The organism is Hoeflea phototrophica DFL-43, from assembly GCF_000154705.2.
Classification (GTDB): domain Bacteria; phylum Pseudomonadota; class Alphaproteobacteria; order Rhizobiales; family Rhizobiaceae; genus Hoeflea; species Hoeflea phototrophica.
The window spans coordinates 2695678-2716790 of record NZ_CM002917.1 but is presented as its reverse complement, the minus strand read 5'-3'; the positions used below and the strand labels follow the sequence as shown (position 1 = coordinate 2716790).

The following is a 21113-nucleotide window of genomic DNA, read 5'->3' as shown; positions in this document are numbered from 1 at the left end:
ATTGAACCATTCAGGATTTCCACTATGGCATCTCTCATTGAAAAAATCACCCGTGCGGCGTTTCGCGCGATGAGTGTGACGTCGCCGGAAAGGGCAGGTGAGCTGGCGTTTCGGGTGTTCACCCGGACTGCGTCCATCAAGCCGCAGAGCGAAAAGGAGCGAACCGCGCTCTTGAAGGCCCAGGCGCGGATGGCCGAGTCGGAAACGGTTCGTCTGATGATTCCCGGAAGCGTCGTGGCAACCCATGTGTTCCGGCCCGAACCCGGTCAGGCAACAGGTGGCCGGGTTCTGATTGTGCATGGCTACCGGTCGCGCAGCGACCACATGGTGGCGATGGCTGATGCGCTGGTTGCCAAGGGACAGACCGTCGTCTGTCTTGATCTTCCTGGTCACGGCGCTTCGAGCGGGCGGGTGCTGCATTTGCCCAAGGCGGTTGAGGCGATTGATGCCGCCTGGCGGCAGCATGGGCCGTTCGATGCCTTTGTCGGCCATTCCTTCGGCGGGCCGTCGGTGATGGCCGCCGCAGCCGGTGCGATTCTGCACGTGCCGCAACGTCTGCCTGGCCGGATCGTGACCATCGCAGCCCCCTCCAACATGGAGGATGTGTTTCGCTGGGCAGGGGACTTGATGGGCCTTGGGCCCGCAGCCCAGAACGCGTTCGAGCGGCAGGTTCTGCGGGTTGCCGGACGGCCATTGTCAGAATTCCGGGTGGACCGTCTGTTCCATGATATTCGCGTTCCCATCCTCGCCATTCATGCGGAAGATGACAAGGAAGTGGCGTTCTCCAATGCGGAAGCGATTGCCGCTCTGGGTCCGCATGTTCACCTCATGCGCGCCAATGGCTTCGGCCATCGCCGGATCGTTTCAGCACCGCCGGTGATCAACGCCGTGGCCGCTTATGTCGATCAGCAGCAAGATCAGGCCGAGATACTGGATTTGCCTCTTTCCTGCGCCAGCCAAAACAATAGGATGGTGGTGACCAGGACTGAAGGGAAGCGGAGACTCGCATGACAACCATTACCTCGATTGCCGAGCTTGAGGCGATCTATGGCGAATGCTCCGAAGCGTCGTTGGTAAAGGTTGCCGACCGGCTGACCGAGGGCTACCGCAAGCTTGTCGAAGCGTCGCCACTGGTTGCGCTGGCCACCGTCGGACCTGAAGGACTTGACTGTTCGCCGCGTGGTGATCCCGGACAGGTGATGGTGATCGGTGATGACCGTACATTGATTGTTCCCGACAGGCGCGGCAACAACCGCATCGATTCCCTGCGCAACATCGTCCGCGACAACCGGGTCGCGCTGTTGTTCCTGATTCCGGGCTCCAACAGCACACTCAGAGTGAACGGCAAAGCTGTTGTTTCCGTCGAACCTGCGCTGCTTGCGAGCCTGGCGATGGAAGGCAAGCCGCCGCGCTCGGCGATTGTGATCACCATCGGAGAGATCTACTTCCAGTGTGCGCGGGCCTTGATGCGCGCGAAACTCTGGGATGCAGATGCCTGGCCTGATGTCTCACAGCTTCCCAGTCCCGGCCAGCTAATGCAGGAGCTCAAGCAAGGTTTTGATGGAGCGACCTATGATCAGGAATGGCCTGAACGTGCCAAAACCAGCATGTGGTGACAAAAAAACCGGCACGAAGGCCGGTTTTTTCAATTCAATGGGATTGCTCAGGGGTCAGTTGCGCACGACCACGCGTGTGCCGACTTTGACCTGATCATAGAGGTGTTCAACGTCTTCGTTGGCCATGCGGATGCAGCCGGATGACATTGCCTGGCCGATGGTCCAGGGCTGATTGGTGCCGTGGATGCGGTAAATTGTCGATCCGATGTACATTGCACGAGCGCCGAGCGGATTGTCCGGGCCACCTGGCATATATGCGGGAAGCACGCGGCCTTCCTGACGCTTGACCCGGTCACGCATGACCTGTGGCGGAGTCCAGCCCGGCCATTCGGCCTTGCGGGTGATCTTGTTCTTGCCCTGCCAGGTGAAGCCTTCGCGGCCAACGCCGATGCCATAAGCCATGGCCTTGCCCGGCTTGGTCACGTGATAAAGGCGTCGATCGGAGGTGTCGATGATGATGGTACCGACCGGGTGATTTTCCTTGAAGGAGATCATCTTGCGCTTGATCGGTGATTTATCCGACCGCCGGTACTTGTTGTAGTTGTCCGATGGCGGGAAAAGAATCTGGAGCAAGGATTTGCCGTTGTTGGCGGACTGTCCGGTAGGCTGGGCCTGGACGGTTGCCGGAACCATCAAGCAAAGTGCCAGGAATGCGAGGGTGATCAGGCGTGTCATGAAAGTGTCCCGAAGCTGAAGTTGACGTAAAATTCGGCCCGACGCCCGAGTGCCAAAGCTGTTCGACCGTCCACGACAATCGGTAACTGCTTCGCGGTCGCGTGTCCAGCATTATGGCAAGATTGCGGCGATCATTACCTGCGGTAGCTGGATTTGATTACCACACGTCAACAATATAATTGCAGATCACTTGGTGTAGAGGTTCCAGCTCTTCTCGAATTGCTCGTTCAGTTCTGGCTTATAGACCATGTAGCGGTTGCGGCCGGTGTTCTTGGCAGCATAGAGGGCTATATCCGCCTTGTTGTAGAGCTCTTCGGCGCCGCTCGCTTCGCTGGCCATGCAAATGCCAAGTGAAAGCGTGATCGGGCCGTAATCCAGTCCGGTCTTCTGGTTCTTGAGCGGCGTTGTTTCAATCTTGCGGCGAAGCCGTTCCGCAATCCCGATCGTCGCCTCCTGGCTGGTGCCTTCAAGAATGATTGCGAACTCCTCGCCGCCGGTGCGAGCCAGAAACACGTCCTTGCGCACGGCACTCTTCATCACCGCTGCGACGATGCCGAGAACCCTGTCGCCAACCGGGTGGCCATAGGCATCGTTGAATTTCTTGAAGTGATCGACATCGGCGACGATGAGAGCGTGGTACATCGCAGCGCGCTTGTCGATGTAGAGGTTCGACAGTGTTTCGTCGAACGCCCGGCGGTTTGCCAGCCGGGTGAGGGGATCGGTGTTGGCGATCCGCTTGTACTCGTCGAGCTCGAGCTTGACCTGTTCCATTTCGCGGGCGCGCTCGACCATGTGTTCCACGACGACCTTGCCCTTTTCCATGGTGTCGCCGGTGGCGTTCGAGAGCACACCCAGAACGCTGGTCAGGAATTCGGAACTGGAGGCAGTCTTCGCCGAAATCCGTTTGGATGTTTCGCCGAGCAGTTTTGAATAGCTCTCAAGCGATGACTGCTCCTGTTTGAGCAGCCGGAGCATTGCCGTGACCTCGTCGGTCATCTTGTCGTGGGCGCCTTCAACCACAGTCTGGCGATGGTGATGGGGGAAGTGCTTCTTGCCCAGAAGGTCCAGCTCATCCTGACCAGGAAACCGGCTCAGCGATTCAAATTCCCTTGTCAGCGACTGATTTGACGCGTTGAGCGCTTCGTAGACAAGTTCATAATTTCGGGGCAGGCCTGTAATGCCGCGGCGGCGCATGGTCGCCAGCACCAATGTGGCGGTGTCCATGTTCTGGACCTTGCTTGCTGCTCCTGCCGACATTTTTCGTCCCCAAACCTGGTAATATAGAACCCTTGAGGCTCACTATTACTGTACAATTGTTCGAGAAATGTTAACTGCCAGTAGATAATTAGAATGTGATGATAAGGCCGCAAAAGGCCGATCCGGGCGCTGCTGAACCGGCGCCGCGGCCCTGCCGTTATCCCAGGTTCAGCTCCTTGAAGAAGTCGTTTCCTTTGTCGTCGATCACGATAAATGCGGGGAAGTTTTCGACTTCGATCCGCCAGATCGCTTCCATGCCCAATTCCTCGTATTCGACGACCTCGACCTTCTTGATACAGTCCTGAGCAAGGCGTGCTGCGGGGCCACCGATGGAGCCGAGATAAAAACCGCCATGGCGTTCGCAGGCGTCGCGCACAGCGCGCGAGCGGTTGCCCTTGGCGAGCATCACCATGGAGCCGCCGAAAGACTGGAACTGGTCGACATAGGAGTCCATCCGGCCTGCTGTCGTCGGACCGAAGGAGCCCGAGGCATAGCCTTCCGGCGTCTTGGCCGGACCGGCATAATAAATCGGGTGGTTTTTGAAATAGTCCGGCATGGGTTCGCCAGCCTCGAGCCGGGCGCGGATTTTCGCATGGGCCAGGTCGCGGGCGACGATGATCGAGCCGGTCAGCGAAAGCTGGGTCTTGATCGGATGCTTGGACAGTTCGGCGAGAATGTCGTTCATCGGCTGATTGAGGTCGATGTGCACCACATGGGCCGAGAGCTTCTTCTCATCGATTTCCGGCAGATACTTCGACGGCTCGGTCTCCAGTTGCTCGAGGAAGATCCCGTCCTTTGTGATCTTGCCCTTGGCCTGGCGGTCTGCCGAGCAGGAGACGCCCAGGCCGATCGGCAGCGACGCGCCATGGCGCGGCAGGCGGATGACGCGGACATCGTGACAGAAATACTTGCCGCCGAACTGCGCTCCCACACCCATCTGCTGGGTCAGCTTGTGCACTTCGGCTTCCATTTCGAGGTCGCGGAAAGCGTGGCCTGCTTCCGACCCCTTGGTGGGCAGATCGTCAAGATAACGGGTGGAGGCGAGCTTGACCGTCTTGAGGTTCATTTCCGCCGAGGTGCCGCCGATGACGATCGAGAGATGGTAGGGCGGGCAGGCCGCAGTGCCGAGCGTGAGGATCTTTTCGCGCAGGAACTCGATCATCCGGTCATGGGTGAGCAGCGAGGGCGTGCCCTGATAGAGGAACGTCTTGTTGGCCGAACCGCCACCCTTGGCGATGAACAGGAAGTCGTATTCGTCAGAACCTTCCTCATAGATGTCGATCTGAGCGGGAAGGTTGGTGCGGGTGTTCTTTTCCTCGAACATCGAGATCGGTGCAAGCTGGGAGTAGCGCAGATTGCGGCGCTCATAGGCGTCACGCACACCGGCGGCCAGCGCCTCGTAATCGCCACCCTCGGTCCAGACCCGCCGGCCCTTGCTGGCCATGACGATCGCGGTGCCGGTGTCCTGGCACATGGGAAGCACGCCGCCGGCTGAAATATTGGCGTTCTTCAAAAGATCCACGGCGACAAAGCGGTCGTTCTCGGTCGCTTCCGGATCATCGAGGATGGCTGCGAGCTGCTTGAGATGGCCGGGGCGCAGAAGGTGGTTGATGTCACCAAAAGCGGTTTCGGAGAGCAGCCGCAAACCTTCCGTCTCCACTGTGAGGATGTCCTGGCCGCGAAATGTTTCAACACTGACATATTTGTCTGTCAGTTTGCGCCAGGGAGTGGTGTCGGGGCCGAGGGGGAAGAGATCGTTTGCCACGGGAAGCCTTTCCGGTCGCCTGATGTCACGAATGTAGTTGCCTTGGGTCTTACGGTGAAGGGCGGTCGAATGCAATTGCAGCAGAAGTCGTATGTGCTTCGCTTGCTTCAATCGAAATATCATGATTTATGGAAATTAAATCTGCAAGACTCGGTCTTGCCGTGCCGCACGGGCCGGGTCCCGGTCAGACTTTCAAGCATTGATTCAACAGCCTGCCAATCTGAGTCAGATATGAATTCCAAGCCTTTGAATATTCTCATTCTTTGTACCGCGAACTCTGCGCGGTCGATCCTTTCGGAGGCCATTGCCAATCATTTGGGGGGTGAGCGTGTTCGAGCCTATTCCGCTGGATCGAAACCCGGTGGTGCGCCCAATCCGGCTGCGCTCCGGCTGATTGCGCGCAAGGGGCTTTCCGCCGCCGGCTTCTCGTCCAAGAGCTGGGATGTGTTTGCGCTGGACGACGCACCCCGGATGGATCTGGTGATCACCGTTTGCGACAACGCGGCCGGGGAAAGCTGCCCGGTCTGGCCCGGTGCACCGGTGAAAGCGCATTGGGGCATTCCCGATCCGGCGGGAAAAGGCGAGACGCCTGATGAAGTCGACGCAGCATTTGAAGCAGCTTGGGATTTGCTCGAGGCCCGGTTTTCCGCGCTGATGGCAGTGCCGTTCGAGAAGCTGGAGCCGGCTGAGCTGCAGCAGCGCCTCACGGCAATCGGCGCGATGGACGGCGGCACGGCACTTTCACGCAATCTGAATGAGACGGGAGGCGTGGCATGAGCAAGGCACCGCGTTCAGCCCGACTGCTTGCCGAAGCTGCAGGCACAGCGTTTCTGTTGGCAACAGTCGTCGGCTCCGGAATCATGGCCGAGACGCTTTCGGGGGGCAATGTTGCCCTGGCGCTGTTGGCCAACACCATTGCCACGGGCGCCATCCTTGTGGTGCTGATATCCGCCTTCGGCCCGATTTCGGGCGCTCATTTCAATCCCGCGGTCACGCTGGTTTTCCGGCTGCGCGGTGAAATCGGCAATGGCGAGGCGCTGGCCTTTGTTGCGGTGCAGATCGTTTCGGGGATCATCGGCGTGTGGGTGGCGCATTTAATGTTCGACCAGACGGTGATCCAGACTTCTGTCAATGTGCGAACTGGCCCCGGGCAATGGGTGTCGGAAGCGGTGGCCACTTTCGGGCTGATTGCGACCATTCTGTTCGGCATCCGGGCAAAGGCCAATGTGGCCATGATGGTCGGCTTGTACATCACCGCAGCCTACTGGTTCACCGCCTCCACATCGTTTGCCAATCCTGCAGTCACGATTGCACGCTCCCTGACCGACAGCTTTTCCGGGATCCTTCCGGCACATGCGCCGGGTTTCATTGCCGCCCAGATCGTCGGCGCGGTTGCTGCGCTGGCTTTCTTCCGAATGGTCCGGGAAAACAACTGACGGACAGAGTGCATTGGCCAAGCCCGCCGCCGCCGAAGCCTGATGGTCCCATTCTTCCTTTTGAGCCTGTGATTTGATAGTGTCGCGCCGCAGACGTCATTTGATTCAAACACGGGCCATCTCTGCCCGATAAAGAAATATAGGTTGGGCATGACTATTGGAATGCGTGCGGGTGTGGCGATGATCGCCGTTGCAGTGGCTTTCACGGGCGTGGTTGTTCCAACCCAACCGGTGCAGGCGCAAAGCCTGCTGGATATCTTCAAGAGCCCGGCTCAGCGCCAACGCGAACGCAACGCCCGCGAGCGGGCCCGCGTTAAAGTCGAAGCGCCAAAAGCCAAGCCCGTGAGAATCAGTGGCCCGCGCTATCACACCTACCGCGCCGACAAGCTGGTGCAGGTGGATTTCGGAAAGATTGCCGATCCCGTCGTCACCGGAGCGATCGGTGACATTGGGCTTGCGCCACTGGGGATCGACACCTTCTCGGAAGGCCGGGCTGCGCTTGATACGCTTGATGTTCGTGCGTTGCCCGAGGCAGCCGAGGCGGTGGTCGCGCACTATTCCGAGACCCCCAAATACATCTGGGTCGCCGGCACTTCGGTGACCGACCGGGCGCGCGCAGTCGCCGAAGTGCTCAACGGAGCCGATGCGGTCGGCCTTTCGGCGGATGACTACCGCGTCGAGGTTCCCGCCGACAGCTTTGACCTTTCGCAAAGCACCGAGCGTCAGAAGGAACTGATGGCGTTCGAGATGCGGTTGTCGCTGGCGATTGCCAACTACATTCTCGACGCCAGCCGCGGCCGTGTCGATCCAAACCGGATTTCCGGATATCATGATTTCAAGCGCAAGAACCCGGATCTTGGTTCCCGGCTTGCGGCTCTCTCCAAGTCGGAAGACCCAGCTGCTGCGCTGCTGGCGCACAATCCGCAAGGGGCGCATTTTGAGGCTCTGGCGGCTGAATTGAAGCGTCTGCAAGATCTGGATGAGGGCGACCGGATCGAGATTGCCGAGAACATCCTGCTCAAGCCCGGCCAGTCCAATCCGGAACTGTCCAATGTGATGGCGGCAATTTCGAAAAAGGCCAGCGACGAACTGAAAGCCGAGCATGCGCTGTTGTTTGCCAGCTACGCCGGCAAGCCGGAATATGATGAGGAACTGGTCCAGCTGGTCAAGGATTTCCAGAAGGAGCTCGGTCTCAAGCCCGACGGCGTTGTTGGCCCCGCCACACGCCGCGCGATGGTCGGTATCACCAATGCCGACAAGATCGAGAAAGTCCGCCTTGCCATGGAGCGGGCGCGCTGGTTGCCGGGCGTTCTGGCGTCGCGGCGGGTGTTCATCAACCAGCCGGCCTACACCGCCAGCTACTACAATGGCGGCAAGCAGGAATTGTCGATGCGCGTCGTGGTCGGCAAGCGCTCGAACCAGACCTACTTCTTTGACGATGAAATCGAATTGGTCGAGTTCAACCCCTATTGGGGTGTACCGCAGTCGATCATCTTCAACGAGATGGTGCCCAAGCTGCGCAACGATCCCGGTTATCTCGACCGCTCCGGCTATGAGGTGACCATTGGCGGCAAGCGTGTGTCATCGAGCAACGTGAACTGGTCTGCGGTGGGGGCGGGCAGCCGTGTCGGCGTGCGTCAGCGCCCCGGCAGTTCCAATGCGTTGGGTGAGTTGAAAATCATGTTCCCCAACAGCCATGCCATTTACATGCATGACACGCCGTCCAAATCCCTGTTCGAGCGTGACACCCGTGCGTTCAGCCACGGCTGCATCAGGCTGCAGGATCCGCGCGCCATGGCCGCCAAGGTGCTGGGCACCACGGTGGAGGACATCGGCAGTTATATCGCCGGCGGCCAACACAAACCGGTGGATGTTCCCGAGAACATCCCGGTGCATGTGGCCTATTTCACGGCCTGGCCGAATGAGACGGGTGCGGTGAGCTATTACGCTGATATCTATGGGCGTGACGGCTACCTGCGCAAGGCGATCGACGCGACCGTGTCCGCGCGCACCGGATCCTGACAAAAAACCAGTCTCCAGTTCCGGTTTGATGTGTGTCACATCGCTGACGGATCCTGCTTGCTAAAAAGAGACGCGGCCGTGTTTGACGGGCGCATCTCAGCTTTGGGAGCAAGAACCTCATGAAGATCGGTATTGTTGGAACCGGAATGGTCGGCAGCGCTGCGGGCTATGCCATGGCACTGATGGGAGTCGGCACTGAAATCGTGCTGGTTGACGCCAGCCATGCCCTGGCCCTAGCCCAGGCGCAGGACATTTCTCATGCGACTCCGTTTGCGAGCACCATCGGCGTCCATGCCGGTGAATATGCGGATCTCGACGGTGCCGCGGTGGTGATCATCGCTGCGGGCGTTAGCCAGAAACCTGGCGAAGACCGGCTGGCGCTGCTTGAGCGCAATGTCGCGGTGTTCCGCTCGGTGATATCAGGGGTGATGAAAGCCGCACCGGATGCGATCCTGCTGATCGCGACCAACCCGCTCGATGTCATGACCTTCGCAGCCCAGCGCATTTCCGGCCTGCCGCCCGAGCGGGTGATCGGATCTGGCACCATTCTCGACACGGCAAGGTTCAGAAGCCTGCTTGGCGATCATCTGGGCATCGCGCCCAGCTCCGTGCATGCCTATGTGCTGGGCGAGCATGGTGACAGCGAAGTGGCCGTCTGGTCGAGCGCCATGGCCGGCAGCGTCCCGATCGTGTCTTTCGCCCAGCAGATCGGACGTCCACTGGATGAGGCCACCCGGGTGCGCATCGCCGAAGAAGTGCGCCGCGCTGCCTACACCATCATCGAGGGCAAAGGCGCGACCTGGTACGGCATCGGCGCAGGCCTTGCCTGCATTGTACGCGCCATCATCGATGACGAGCGTGCGGTGCTGAGCGTGTGCCAGGTGAGTGACGAGATTGAGGGCGTCAGAGACATCGCATTGTCGCTGCCGCGCATTGTCGGCCGCGAGGGTATCATTGCCACGCTGATGCCGGATCTTGATCAAGCCGAGCGTGCGGCGCTGAAACACAGTGCGGGAGTGATCTCTGGGTTTTCCTCGAAGCTGAGTTTTTGAGAGCCGCTTAAACCTCTTCCGTCACCACCCGCCCCAGGATCTCGTCCGCTGTCGCCTTCGAGCACAGCTCCGTGGCGGGTGTCAGCACCGCCGATCCGGCGGCGGCGACGCCGTGGCGGACGGCGTCGCGGAAGCTGCCGCCGCGTGAGAGTTCAAGCGCGATGGCCGCCACCATGCTGTCGCCCGCACCCACCGCGCTCAGCGGCTTGATCTTCGGTGGGCGGCAGAAGAAGCGTTCGCCGGCCGATACGCCGGCAGTGCCGACAGCGCCCATCGACATCACCAAGCGCTCGGCGGCGCCCTTTGCAATCAGTTCCGAGCCGTAGTTGGCCAGGTCGCCTGGGGTTTCAAAACGCCGACCAGACACCTCGCTGGCCTCCTGGCCGTCCATCCGCAGGAGGAAGAATGGCGGGCCGGGATTGGTGGCGGCTGCGGTGAGGGCAGCGCCCGAGGTGTCGAGGATCAACCGAGCGCCATGTTCAACCGCCAGCCGGTTGATGGTGGCGGCAATGTCAGCAGACACGCCGGTGGGCGTGCTTCCGGAGAGAACTGCGATGCAGCCCTTGATCAGGTGCGGTTTCAAAGCCTCGATCAGTCTGTCGCTCTGTTCTCCCGGCCAGGCAGGGCAGGGCAATTGGAACCGGAACTGCTGGCCGGTGGATGTCTCGTTGACAGCGAAGGCCTGACGGGTGTTGCCGGTGACCTCAAAAGGCTCGACTGTTATGTCTTCGCCATCAAGCAACGCCTTGAATGCCGCGCCGGTCTCGCCGCCAAGGGCGGCGAAAGCCCGGGAGTTGCCGCCCAGACGCCTGATCGCGCGGCTGACATTGATGCCGCCGCCGCCGGGATCATAGCGCGGCTCGTCGCAGCGCAGTTTGGGGCCGGGCACCACCTTGCCGACCGAGGTCGAGACGTCGAGGGCGGGGTTGAGCGTGATGGTCAGAATGTCAGTCATGGTGCGGACCATCACACAAGCGGCCGGGAGATTTCAATCACCAACGGCTGAGAAAGCCGCTTCAGCAGCGTCAGTTTTTCTCTGCCTCCGCCACGTTGGTCTTGACCGCAACGAAGCTGTCGGGCGTCACCGAGATGGTGTCGATGCCGGCCTTGACCAGGATCTTGGCAAAGGCCGGGTTGTTGGACGGCGCCTGGCCGCACAATCCGACTTTCGCACCGGCCTCATGGGCGCGGGCGACAAGTGTCTCGATCATCCAGATCACCGCCGGATCGGACTCGCTGAAGAGGTCGGCCAGTTCGCCCGAATCCCGGTCGACGCCAAGGGTCAGCTGGGTCAGATCGTTGGAGCCGATGGAAAAGCCGTCGAAACGCTCGGCGAACTCGGCGGCGCGGATCACATTGGACGGGATCTCGCCCATGACATAGACCTGCAAACCGTTCTCGCCGCGCTTGAGGCCGTTGTCGGCCATCACGGCAAGCACCTTGTCGGCCTCGTCCGGCGAACGGCAGAACGGGATCATCACCACCACATTGTCAAAGCCCATCTCTTCGCGCAGCATCTTGATTGCCCTGCATTCGAGCGCAAAGCCCTCGCGGTAGTTGTCCGAATAGTACCGCGACGCCCCGCGGAAGCCGATCATCGGGTTTTCTTCCTTGGGTTCGAAGGCGTGGCCGCCCAGGAGTTCGGCATATTCATTGGTCTTGAAATCGCTCATCCGGATGATCACCGGCTTGGGGTAGGCGACGGCGGCGATGCGCGACAAGCCGCGGGCCAGGGTCTCGACGAAGTAATCGCCCTTGTTGTCATAGCGGTGGGTCAGCGCGGCGATTTCCGCCTTGGCCTCTTCGTCCTTGAGCGTGTCGAAATGCACCAGCGCCATCGGATGGACGCGGACTGCGGAATTGACCACGAATTCCATCCGCGCCAGACCGACGCCATCGGCAGGCAGGCGCCACCAGCGGAATGCGGCGGACGGATCGGCGAGATTGAGCATGATGCGGGTCTTGGTGGCTGGAACGTGATCGAGATGCACATCGTGGACTTCGTATTCGGCAGTGCCCTCGTAGACCACGCCGTCCTCGCCGCCGGCGCAGGAGATTGTCACTTCTTGCTGGTCGTGCAAAACATGGGTGGCGTTGCCGGTGCCGACGATCGCCGGGAGCCCCAATTCGCGGCTGACGATGGCGGCGTGCGACGTGCGTCCGCCATGGTCGGTGATGATGGCCGTGGCGCGTTTCATGATCGGCACCCAGTCGGGGTCGGTGGTCGAGGTCACCAGGATCGAGCCGTCAATGAACTTGTCGATGTCCTTGACATCTTCGATCATGCAGACGCGCCCGGCGCGGACGGCGGCGCCGACGGAAAGACCCGTGATCAGGGTCTTGCCAGTCTTCTTGATGGTGTAGGATTTGAGCGCGGTCACATCGATGCGCGACTGAACTGTCTCGGGCCGGGCCTGGACGATGTAGAGCTTGCCTGTCTCGCCATCCTTGGCCCATTCCATGTCCATCGCCTGGCCGTAGTGTTTCTCGATGGTCGCCGCCTGGCGGGCGAGATTGAGGATTTCCTCGTCGGAGAGCACATAGGCGCCGCGTTCGGCCTTCGAGGTCGGCACGTTCTTCGTCTCGCCGCCTTCTGCGCCGGCATAGATCATCTTGATCTCCTTGGCGCCGCAGGTCTTTTCAACGATGGGCTTGAGGCCCGGTGTGTCGAGCAGCGGCTTGAAGACCTCATATTCGTCGGGTGTCACTGCGCCCTGCACGACGTTTTCGCCCAGGCCCCAGGCGGCGTTGATCAGCACCACCTTGTCAAAGCCGGATTCGGTGTCGATGGAAAACATCACGCCCGATCCGCCTATGTCGGAGCGTACCATCAGCTGCACGCCGATCGACAGCGCCACCTGGTTGTGATCAAACCCCTGGATCTTGCGGTAGGTGATGGCCCGGTCGGTGAACAGCGAGGCGTAGCAACGCCGGCAGGTGGAGAGCAGGGCGGCTTCACCGCGGACATTGAGATAGGTCTCCTGCTGACCGGCGAAGCTGGCGTCGGGCAGGTCTTCGGCGGTGGCAGACGAGCGGACGGCGACCGATAGCTCGGTGTTGCCGGTGCGTTCGGAGAGTTCGCGGTAGGCCTGAAGGATCGCCTCGCGGATATCGTCGGGCCAGTCCCCGGCGACGATTGCCGCGCGGACTGCCTTGCCGGTCTCGGCCAGCGTGCGCTTGCCCGCATCAAGCATCTCCATCGCCTCGGCGATCACCTGGTTGAGATTGTTGGCCTTGATGAAGGCCCGAAAGGCATCGGATGTGGTGGCAAAGCCGGGCGGCACATCAATGCCCTTGCTCCCCAACTGCTGCACCATTTCACCCAATGACGAGTTCTTTCCGCCGACAAGCGCCACATCGCCGCGTGACAGATCCTCGAACCAGATGACATTCTTGTTGGCTGCGGACATGAGGCGCTCCCGTTAAAGCTGTTGAGACAGGACTGAACGAGAGGCCACTCTAGAGCGTGGTGCCGCGCTCGCCTTGATGTCTGTCAACTGGGATGGAAACCGGCTGAAAACTGCCGCCTGCCGGGCAGGTCTATCCGGTGGAGCCGTGTATCAGGGCCGCTCGAGAATGAAGTCGGGCAGGATGCCCGAGCGCTCGATGGCGCTTGAGGGGTCTTCACCGTCGAAGAAGCCGTAGCCCGAAATCAGTGCCGTGCGGAAACCTGCCGCCTGGCCGCCGAGAATGTCGGTGTGCAACGTGTCGCCAACCATCACCACCCGGTGATCGGGCACGCCTGCGCGGATGCGGCTGCGGGCCATATCATAAATCGCCGGGAACGGCTTGCCGAAGAACACCGGTTCGACACCGGTGACGTCCGCGAGCCGGTGGGCATAGTGGCCCGGTTCGCGCGACAAGCCGCTTTCCACCGGTGCCACCAGATCCGGATTGCCAACCAGCACCTCGCGGGGACGCTGCTTGAGTGCCTGCTCGAAAAGCGATTGCCGCGCCGGGCTCCACACCGAGGCCCCGAGCATCAGAAACCCTTCGGCTTGCGCATAGGCAGCGGGATCATCCTCGAGAAATACCGCACCTTCCGGGATTTCCTCATGGCCGTATTGCGGTGACGCCATCACCCCCCATTTGCGGGAAGGGTAGGCCTTTAGGCCAGCGAGCAGCGCCATCCGGCTCGAGACCGCGTCACCGGGGCCGAAGTCGTAACCAAGTCTCTGATAGCGGGCAAAAAGCACCGTTGAGGGGTAGCCGGCCGCATTGGTGACGACGAGCACCTGCTTGCCGCGCGCCTTGAGCCCCGCGACGCGCTCGACCACGCCGGGAATGGCAGTCTCACCGATGTTGAGCACGCCGAAGGCATCGAGCAGAAACACGTCGAACTGATCGGCGATGGCGTCGAGATCGGCGGCATGGGTGCATGATGCGGGTGCTCTGGGCGCGGGCAGGCGGTGGCGCACGGCTTCATAGTCGCGGAACGCCAGCTCCGCGCCGTTGTCTGCAATGACATCAGTTCCTGTGCTCAAATGATTGCTCCGCGGACCTTGGCGGAAATCCATTCTCCGGCGACCACAGCGGCAAGGATCACGATCAGGATCAGCGTGACCTGCGGCCAGGCCAGCGTGTTGAGCGAGGATTGAAGCTGCAGCCCGATGCCTCCGGCGCCCACCAGTCCGAGCACGGTGGACTCGCGGATGTTGATGTCCCAGCGGAACACGCTGATGCCCGCAAAGGCTGGCATGATTTGCGGCACGATGCCGTAGGCCATCACCTGCCAGCGGCTGGCGCCGGTCGCAGTGATTGCCTCGACCTGTTTTTCGTCGATTTCCTCGATCGCCTCGTAGAGCAGCTTGGCGCAGAAGCCGATGGAGCGGAATGCGATCGCCATCAGCCCGGCAAAGACGCCGGGGCCGATGATGGCGACCAGCAGCAGCGCCCAGATCAAAGAGTTGATCGAACGGGTGGCCACGATGATGAACAGCGCGATCGGACGGATGAACACCGCGCTTGGCGTGGTGTTGCGGGCCGCGAGAAAGGCAATCGGCACGGCCATTACCAGAGCCAGAAGCGTGCCAAGCGTCGCCATGTTGAGCGTGTCCCAGAGAGGGGCCCACAGATTGTCCAGATAGGACCAGCGCGGCGGCCAGGCGCGGCCGCCGATGTCGGCGGCGATGCGCGGCGCATCCCAGACGAAGAACCAGGTGGTGGCCTCCGAGATCCGCTGCCAGCACCACATGAACACGGCCACAGCCACGAGATAGCCGCTCCAGCGAATGAGGGTCTGATTGCGGTCGCGCAGTTGCCAGACTTTTGCGCCCTTTGCGTTTTGGGATACCGGCATTACTGCACCTTCGCCCTGATGATGCCGGAGAGATATTCGAGCACCATCACGGTCACAATGATTATCAGCAGGATCGCTGCGGCGGTGTCGAACTCGTAGCGGTCAAAGGCCGTGTTGAGGGTTGCACCGATGCCGCCGGCGCCGACAAGGCCCAGAACCGCGGATTCGCGGAAATTGATGTCGAGACGGTACATCGACAGCCCGATCAAGCGCGGCATCACCTGCGGTTGGACTCCGTAATTGATCCATTGCAGCCAGGAGGCGCCGGTGGCGCGGATCGCTTCCGCCTGCACCTTGCTCATTTCCTCGATGTCCTCGGCAAGCAGCTTCGACAGGAAGCCGATGGTGGCAAAGGACAGGGTCAGGAAGCCGGCGAGCGGCCCGAAGCCGAAAATCGCGACCAGCAGGATGGCGACGATGATTTCGTTGAGCGCGCGCGACAGCGCGACGATGCCACGGCAGATGAGATAGATCGGCAAAGGCGCAATGTTGCGCGCGGCGCCCAGTCCGATCGGAATCGAGATCGCAATGCCGACAATGGTCGAGGTGATGGTGATGATCACGCTTTCGAGGATGCCGTCCCAGATGTCCGAGCCGCGCGAGACGAAATCCGGATTGAAGAACGAGGTTACGAAGGCCCAGCCGCGGCTCAGGCCTTCTGCGACCCGCGCCCAGTTCACATCAAGCGAGGCAATGGCCAGCACCAGATAGATCAGCGCGCCGATCATCAGGCCCCAGCGCAATGTGGAATTGGAGATCAGAGGCGGCTTTTTCCAGCGGGTTCCCAGCCTGTCATCAAGCGTCACAGCGCTCATGTTGCGGCTACCATTTCGTCAGCCTCTTCGTCCTCCACCTGACGGATGGTCGCGTGCCAGTCTTCCTCGCCATAGATGCTGGTCAGCACGGTGTCTGACATGTCGGTGGGCTTGCCGTCGAAGGCCAGTTGCCCGCCCTTGAGGCCGACAATGCGCTCGACGAACATCTGCGCCAGCGCCACATCGTGAATGTTGATCACGGCCGCCAGGTCGCGTTCGGCGCACAATTCGCAAATCAGCCGCATGATCTGCCGCGATGTCTTGGGGTCGAGCGAGGCGGTCGGCTCGTCGACCAGAAGCAGCCGTGGATTCTGGATCAGCGCCCGGGCAATGCCGACGCGCTGGCGCTGGCCCCCCGAGAGTTCGTCGGCGCGCTTGTCGGCCATCGCCAGAAGCCCGACCCGGTCGAGCAGACGGAACGCCTCGTCGACGTCTGACTGCGGGTATTTGCGCAGGAACGACCGCCAGAAGCCGACATATCCGAGCCGGCCGGAAAGCACGTTCTCCATCACGGTCAGCCGTTCGACCAGCGCATATTCCTGAAAAATCATGCCCATCTTGCGGCGCATCTTGCGCAATCCGCCGGAGCTGAGTGCGGTAATGTCTTCGCCATCGAGCAGAACCTTGCCGGAGCTTGGTTCCACCAGGCGGTTGATGCAGCGGATGAGCGTCGACTTGCCAGCGCCTGACGGCCCGATCAAGGCCAGGACCTGACCTTTGGGGATAACCAGGTCAACGTTCTGAAGCGCCTTGTCTCCGGTCCGGTAGGTCTTGGTCAGTTTTTGAAGTTCGAGCATGGCGCCGCTATGAAAGAATGGGATAAAAAAGGGCGCCGCGCAGGTCGCGCGACGCCGTTGGATCGGGGCTTAGCCGCAGGTGTAGGTAACGCCGTTGGCGGTGTCGATCTTGCGGATCACATCCCAGAAATCCTTGTAGTTCATTTCGAGGAACTGGCCTTCGTTTGACTTCTCAAACTCTTCCTTCAATGAGGACCCTTCCCAAGGGAAGGTGAAGAAGGCTTCCTTGATTTTTTCCTGCAATTCCGGCTTGAGATTGTAAACCACGCCGAAGCCGGTGGTCGGGAAGGTCTGCGATTTGTAGATCGACTTGACCTGATCCGGGGTGATCACTTCGCGTTCGATCATCCGGCTCATCACCGAATTGGCGATCGCCGCTGCCGGGTAATCCTTGTTGGCCACGCCTAGGATCGAGTTGTCGTGCTTGCCCGAGAACACCGGATTGAAGTCGGTTCCTGCCGCCATGCCATAATCGGCCTTGAGGATCGCGGATGGGGCCTTGAAACCTGAGTTCGAGGTTTCCGAGGTAAAGGCCAGGTCACCACCCTTGATGTCTTCCACCTTTTCGATGCCCGAGCCCGGGTAGGTGATGATTTCCATCTCGTATCCGAAACCGCCATCAAGCGAGGCCATGATGGTGAAGGGGCGGAAGCCGGCGCAATTGACTGCGAGCGGGTTGGAACCAGTGTTGAAGCCCGAAATGTGCAGCCGGCCGGAGCGCATGGCCTCTATCTGTGCGGCATTGGATTGCACCGGGAAGAACATGGATTTCTTGCCGGTCACCTTGTCGAGGTGGGTCAGGAAGTCCGACCAGGCTTCCTTGTAGACCGCTGGATCCTCGACAGGCGTGTAGGCAAAGATCAGTGTGTCCGGATCAAGCCACTCGGCCGAATCCGTCGGGATGTCGGCGATCAGGTCGCCATCAACATCGCAATAGCGCTCGTCGAGTGTGCCGCGCGGGCAGTCCTGTGCCGAAGCGGCGAGTGGGGCAGCGATCGACAGTGCGACGCCGGCAATGGTGCTCAAAAGAATGGATTTGAGTTTCATGGTCTTCCTCCCAGTAGACGTGATATTCGTTTCTCCGGTCGCGACTATTCTGGGTCTTGGGCCAAATGGCAAGCAATTATGACAGGTCATGTATTTGCATTCACAGGCAAACTGGGCATGTCGGGTCCTCTTGAGCCCCACGGGTCAGGCCTGATTTTGCAGGAAAATCCGAAACATCGTGAAGCAGAATGATCCTGAAATGAAAATGGCGCGGCTAGTTGCCGCGCCAATGTGAGATCAATTTTGAAGAGAGCGAATATCTTTCGCTCTGGCCAGTGAGTGCCGGCCTGATCGGGCAGGGGGTCAGACCGTGCCGCCCAGAGATCCTTCCAATGCCACCAGTTCCTGGCCGCCCGCCATCAGGTCCTGCAACTCGTCCGGCGTGATCTGGCCACGCTGGGCGGTTCCCAGCGTCTTGCCGCGGTTGAGCACTGTGAAGCGGTCGCCTACGGCCATCGCATGACGGACATTATGGGTGATAAAGACCACGCCGATTCCCTGTTTGCGGACCTTGTCGATGGTGGCCAGAACATTGGCGGTCTGACGAACACCGAGCGCCGAGGTCGGCTCATCCAGGATCAGAATCTTGGCGCCGAGATAGACCGCTCGGGCAATCGCCACTGTCTGGCGCTCACCGCCCGAGAGTGTTCCCACCGCCTGGTCGGGGCCGCGCAGGTTGATCCCCATCTTCTTCATTTCTTCCATGGTGACGCGATTGGCGAACTCATGGTCGAAGAACTTGAGCGGTCCGAGCTTTTTGATCGGCTCGTTGCCCATGAAGAAGTTGCGGCTGACCGACATCAGCGGGATCATCGCCAGATGCTGATGCACCGTTGCGATGCCGGCCTCGATGGCATCCCGCGGATCGGCGAACTGCATCGGCTTGCCTTCAAAGAAGATCTCGCCATGGGTGGGCTTGTGCACCCCGGACATGGTCTTGATGAAGGTGGATTTGCCGGCGCCGTTGTCACCTAGCAGGCAGTGGCATTCTCCGGGATAGACATTGACCGAGACGCCTGCGAGCGCGATGACCGAGCCGAAATGCTTCTCGATGTTCTTCATTTCGATGATTGGAGCGTGTTCCGGGTTCATATCATCTCTCCCCCGTGATCATGCGCCGGATGTAGGTGTTGAGCACCACGGCAAACAGCAGGATAACGCCCAGGAACACCCTGAACAGTGAGCTTTCGACATTGGCGAAGAACAGGCCTTGCTGCACGACGCCGAAGATCAGTGCGCCGAGTGCCGCGCCGATAACGGAGCCGTAACCGCCGGTCAGCAATGCGCCGCCGATCACCACCGCGATGATCGCCTCGAACTCCTTGAGCAGTCCGCGGTCCGCACCCGCCGAGCCGAACTCCATAACCTGACAGGTGGCGAAGACACAGGCACAGAAGGCTGTGAACATGAACATCAGCACTTTGACGCGGTTGACCGGAACGCCCGAGTTCCGGGCTGATTCCGCGTCGCCGCCGGAAGCAAAGATCCAGTTGCCGAACTGGGTGCGGGTGAGCAGGATGTGGCCGAACGCCACCAGAACCAACGCCCAGATGATCAGCATCGGGATGCCGTCAACCACCGGCTGTCCGGCGCGATTGCCACGCTCGAAGACCGCGATGATGCCTGCATCACCCAGCCAGGTGAACAGACCGCCGAGGATCTTTCCGCCGAAGAGAACAGCCAGCCAGTCGCCTTCAGCCGCCTTGTCGATCCCGCCGATGATGGTTTTGCGTTCGATCAGCTGGGGCAGATAGATGGTGAAGCCACGAAGGATGAAAAGAAATGCCAGCGTCACGATAAAGCTCGGCAGCCCCGTCCGCACGACAATGATGCCGTTGAGGGCGCCGATTGCGGTGCACAGGACGAATGTGACGATGATGGCCTGCCAGACCGGCCATTCGAGCGTGATTGAAAAGATTGCGATCATCATGCCGGCAAAGCCGATCATGGAGCCGACAGAAAGATCAAACTCGCCGGCGATCATCAAAAGACATGCGCCAACCGCGATAATCATGAACTGGGCCGAAACCACGGACCAGTTGAGAACGCCTTGGGAATTGAACATTCCGCTGTCGCCGGCGAAAATTGCAAAAAGCACGAACACGATCACAGTCCCGCAGATGCCGCCAAGTTCGGGGCGGATCAGTGCTTTGCGCAGGGCGGAAGTTTGCTTGATGCGTTCGTCGCTTGCGGGTGCGTCAGCCGTATTAGACATCATGCCTCACAGACTTTGAATTGGATAAAAAAAGGGCAGCAGTTCTAAGGCGAACTGCTGCCCAAGTGGGAGGATACCTTAGCGGTATTCGCCGGCGAACTTTTCAACCATTTCAAGTCCGTCGGCGGTTACGAAACCAGGGCCGGAGTTGATGTTGTTGCCCGGCAGAACGCCGTAACGGTGATAGTTGGTCATCACCACGACCGGCAGATAGGCCTGCAGGAAGGGCTGCTGGTCGATGCCCCAGTTGATGGTGCCGGCCTTGATGCCTTCAACGATGTTGGTGCCGAGGTCAAAGGTGCCGAAGTAGATGTCGCCGGCCATGCCGTTTTCATCCAGCGCGAGCAGGGTCGGATCGGCACTTGTCGGGCCGAGCGTCAGCACAGCATCGGTGTCCGGGTTTGAGTTGAGATAGGCGAGAACGCGGTTTTTGATTTCAGCCGGGTCCTGACCCGAATCGATCATCTGGTTGCCCAGATCAACACCCAGACCATCTGCAAAGCCCTGGCAGCGCTCGGTCGAAGCCGGCGAGGAGATGTAGTGGTTGACGCAGAGGAACGAGCCGATGCCGTCGCCCTTGGCGCGCAGACCGGCTGCGAAACCGGCATCATATTCGGGCTGGCCGACATACATCAGGGCGCCGACCTCGCGGGCCTGGTCAGGTGTGCCGGAGTTCATGATGATCACGTCCACGCCGGACTCGACAGCGGCCTTGATCGGACCGGAAAGCACGTCGTAATCGGCGAGTGTTGTGATGATGCCGTTGGGCGAGGAGGCTGCTGCCTGCTCAATGATACGGGCCATGTCGGCGAGGTCGCCGGTCGGCGGATTGCGGTACTCGACTTCAACATTCATTTGCTCGCCGGCAAGTGCGATGCCGTTCTTGATGGTGTTCCACCAGCTGTCGCTGTCGGGGGCATGGCTGACGAGCACATAGCGCTCGCCTTCGGCGGATGCGGTGGCTGCGGTGAGCACCGGTGCTGCGAACACCGCAACGGCCAGAGCGAGCTTCTTGGTCAATGACATATGGGTCTCCTCCCAGAGTGTTTTGCCTAAAAGACAACGGAAAGGACGGTCTCCCTTCCGTCTCTCGATTGTCAGGAAACCACGTTTCAAA

Annotated in this window: 19 protein-coding genes; 6 read left to right on the top strand and 13 right to left on the bottom strand. The window is 60.4% G+C overall.

Annotated elements, in window-relative coordinates:
* Positions 1-24: 24 nt before the first annotated feature.
* Both HPDFL43_RS12905 and HPDFL43_RS12900 read left to right on the top strand, forming a co-directional pair.
* Positions 25-1011, top strand: a complete 987-nt coding sequence (locus HPDFL43_RS12905; protein ID WP_007197792.1) for an alpha/beta hydrolase — start codon at positions 25-27, stop codon at positions 1009-1011.
* Positions 1008-1616 carry a pyridoxamine 5'-phosphate oxidase family protein gene (locus HPDFL43_RS12900; protein ID WP_007197791.1) on the top strand — a complete coding sequence of 203 codons (609 nt, stop codon included), beginning with the start codon at positions 1008-1010 and terminating at the stop codon, positions 1614-1616. Before HPDFL43_RS12905 ends, HPDFL43_RS12900 begins: the two co-directional genes overlap by 4 nt.
* Before the next feature lie 54 nt (positions 1617-1670).
* On the opposite strand, the gene HPDFL43_RS12895 is transcribed toward HPDFL43_RS12900, so the two are convergent.
* From HPDFL43_RS12895 to HPDFL43_RS12885, 3 genes are all read right to left on the bottom strand, one after another.
* A complete protein-coding gene (locus HPDFL43_RS12895; protein ID WP_007197790.1) occupies positions 1671-2291 on the bottom strand; it encodes a L,D-transpeptidase in 621 nt (206 codons plus the stop codon).
* Between the two features lie 186 nt (positions 2292-2477).
* Positions 2478-3548, bottom strand: coding sequence for a GGDEF domain-containing protein (locus tag HPDFL43_RS12890; RefSeq protein WP_007197789.1), 1071 nt, complete (start codon positions 3546-3548; stop codon positions 2478-2480).
* A 157-nt stretch (positions 3549-3705) separates the two neighbouring features.
* The gene (locus HPDFL43_RS12885; protein WP_040450173.1) at positions 3706-5313 is read right to left on the bottom strand and encodes a fumarate hydratase; all 1608 of its coding nucleotides are present in this window, start codon (positions 5311-5313) and stop codon (positions 3706-3708) included.
* A 231-nt stretch (positions 5314-5544) separates the two neighbouring features.
* Between HPDFL43_RS12885 and HPDFL43_RS12880 the strand changes: the two genes are divergently transcribed.
* From HPDFL43_RS12880 to HPDFL43_RS12865, 4 genes are all read left to right on the top strand, one after another.
* On the top strand, positions 5545-6090 hold the full coding sequence (locus HPDFL43_RS12880) for an arsenate reductase ArsC (protein ID WP_007197787.1): 546 nt from the start codon (positions 5545-5547) through the stop codon (positions 6088-6090).
* Positions 6087-6749 (top strand): aquaporin, encoded by a 663-nt coding sequence (locus HPDFL43_RS12875; protein WP_007197786.1) that lies wholly within the window; start codon positions 6087-6089, stop codon positions 6747-6749. The genes HPDFL43_RS12880 and HPDFL43_RS12875 overlap by 4 nt, the downstream gene beginning before the upstream one ends.
* Before the next feature lie 150 nt (positions 6750-6899).
* On the top strand, positions 6900-8771 hold the full coding sequence (locus HPDFL43_RS12870; protein WP_156970272.1) for a L,D-transpeptidase family protein: 1872 nt from the start codon (positions 6900-6902) through the stop codon (positions 8769-8771).
* Between the two features lie 119 nt (positions 8772-8890).
* Positions 8891-9823: an L-lactate dehydrogenase gene (locus HPDFL43_RS12865; RefSeq protein WP_007197784.1), complete on the top strand. Its 933-nt coding sequence runs from the start codon at positions 8891-8893 to the stop codon at positions 9821-9823.
* Between the two features lie 7 nt (positions 9824-9830).
* Here HPDFL43_RS12865 and HPDFL43_RS12860 read toward each other — a convergent pair whose 3' ends face one another.
* The 10 genes from HPDFL43_RS12860 to HPDFL43_RS12815 all read right to left on the bottom strand — a co-directional run bounded on the left by HPDFL43_RS12860 (position 9831) and on the right by HPDFL43_RS12815 (position 21022).
* The gene (locus HPDFL43_RS12860) at positions 9831-10778 is read right to left on the bottom strand and encodes a 1-phosphofructokinase family hexose kinase (protein ID WP_040450171.1); all 948 of its coding nucleotides are present in this window, start codon (positions 10776-10778) and stop codon (positions 9831-9833) included.
* Positions 10779-10848: 70 nt separating this feature from the next.
* Positions 10849-13233 carry a phosphoenolpyruvate synthase gene (ppsA, locus tag HPDFL43_RS12855; RefSeq protein ID WP_007197782.1) on the bottom strand — a complete coding sequence of 795 codons (2385 nt, stop codon included), beginning with the start codon at positions 13231-13233 and terminating at the stop codon, positions 10849-10851.
* 150 nt (positions 13234-13383) lie between these two features.
* Positions 13384-14307 carry an HAD-IIA family hydrolase gene (locus tag HPDFL43_RS12850; protein WP_007197781.1) on the bottom strand — a complete coding sequence of 308 codons (924 nt, stop codon included), beginning with the start codon at positions 14305-14307 and terminating at the stop codon, positions 13384-13386.
* Positions 14304-15122, bottom strand: coding sequence for a phosphonate ABC transporter, permease protein PhnE (gene phnE, locus HPDFL43_RS12845; RefSeq protein ID WP_007197780.1), 819 nt, complete (start codon positions 15120-15122; stop codon positions 14304-14306). Before phnE (HPDFL43_RS12845) ends, HPDFL43_RS12850 begins: the two co-directional genes overlap by 4 nt.
* On the bottom strand, positions 15122-15937 hold the full coding sequence (gene phnE / locus HPDFL43_RS12840) for a phosphonate ABC transporter, permease protein PhnE (RefSeq protein WP_007197779.1): 816 nt from the start codon (positions 15935-15937) through the stop codon (positions 15122-15124). The genes phnE (HPDFL43_RS12845) and phnE (HPDFL43_RS12840) overlap by 1 nt, the downstream gene beginning before the upstream one ends.
* A complete protein-coding gene (phnC, locus tag HPDFL43_RS12835) occupies positions 15934-16734 on the bottom strand; it encodes a phosphonate ABC transporter ATP-binding protein (protein WP_007197778.1) in 801 nt (266 codons plus the stop codon). Before phnC ends, phnE (HPDFL43_RS12840) begins: the two co-directional genes overlap by 4 nt.
* Positions 16735-16803: 69 nt before the next feature.
* Positions 16804-17781: a phosphate/phosphite/phosphonate ABC transporter substrate-binding protein gene (phnD, locus tag HPDFL43_RS12830; protein ID WP_007197777.1), complete on the bottom strand. Its 978-nt coding sequence runs from the start codon at positions 17779-17781 to the stop codon at positions 16804-16806.
* Between the two features lie 303 nt (positions 17782-18084).
* A complete protein-coding gene (locus HPDFL43_RS12825) occupies positions 18085-18843 on the bottom strand; it encodes an ATP-binding cassette domain-containing protein (RefSeq protein WP_007197776.1) in 759 nt (252 codons plus the stop codon).
* A 31-nt stretch (positions 18844-18874) separates the two neighbouring features.
* Positions 18875-19999, bottom strand: coding sequence for an ABC transporter permease (locus tag HPDFL43_RS12820; RefSeq protein ID WP_007197775.1), 1125 nt, complete (start codon positions 19997-19999; stop codon positions 18875-18877).
* A 75-nt stretch (positions 20000-20074) separates the two neighbouring features.
* Positions 20075-21022: a sugar ABC transporter substrate-binding protein gene (locus HPDFL43_RS12815; protein ID WP_007197774.1), complete on the bottom strand. Its 948-nt coding sequence runs from the start codon at positions 21020-21022 to the stop codon at positions 20075-20077.
* Positions 21023-21113: the final 91 nt, after the last annotated feature.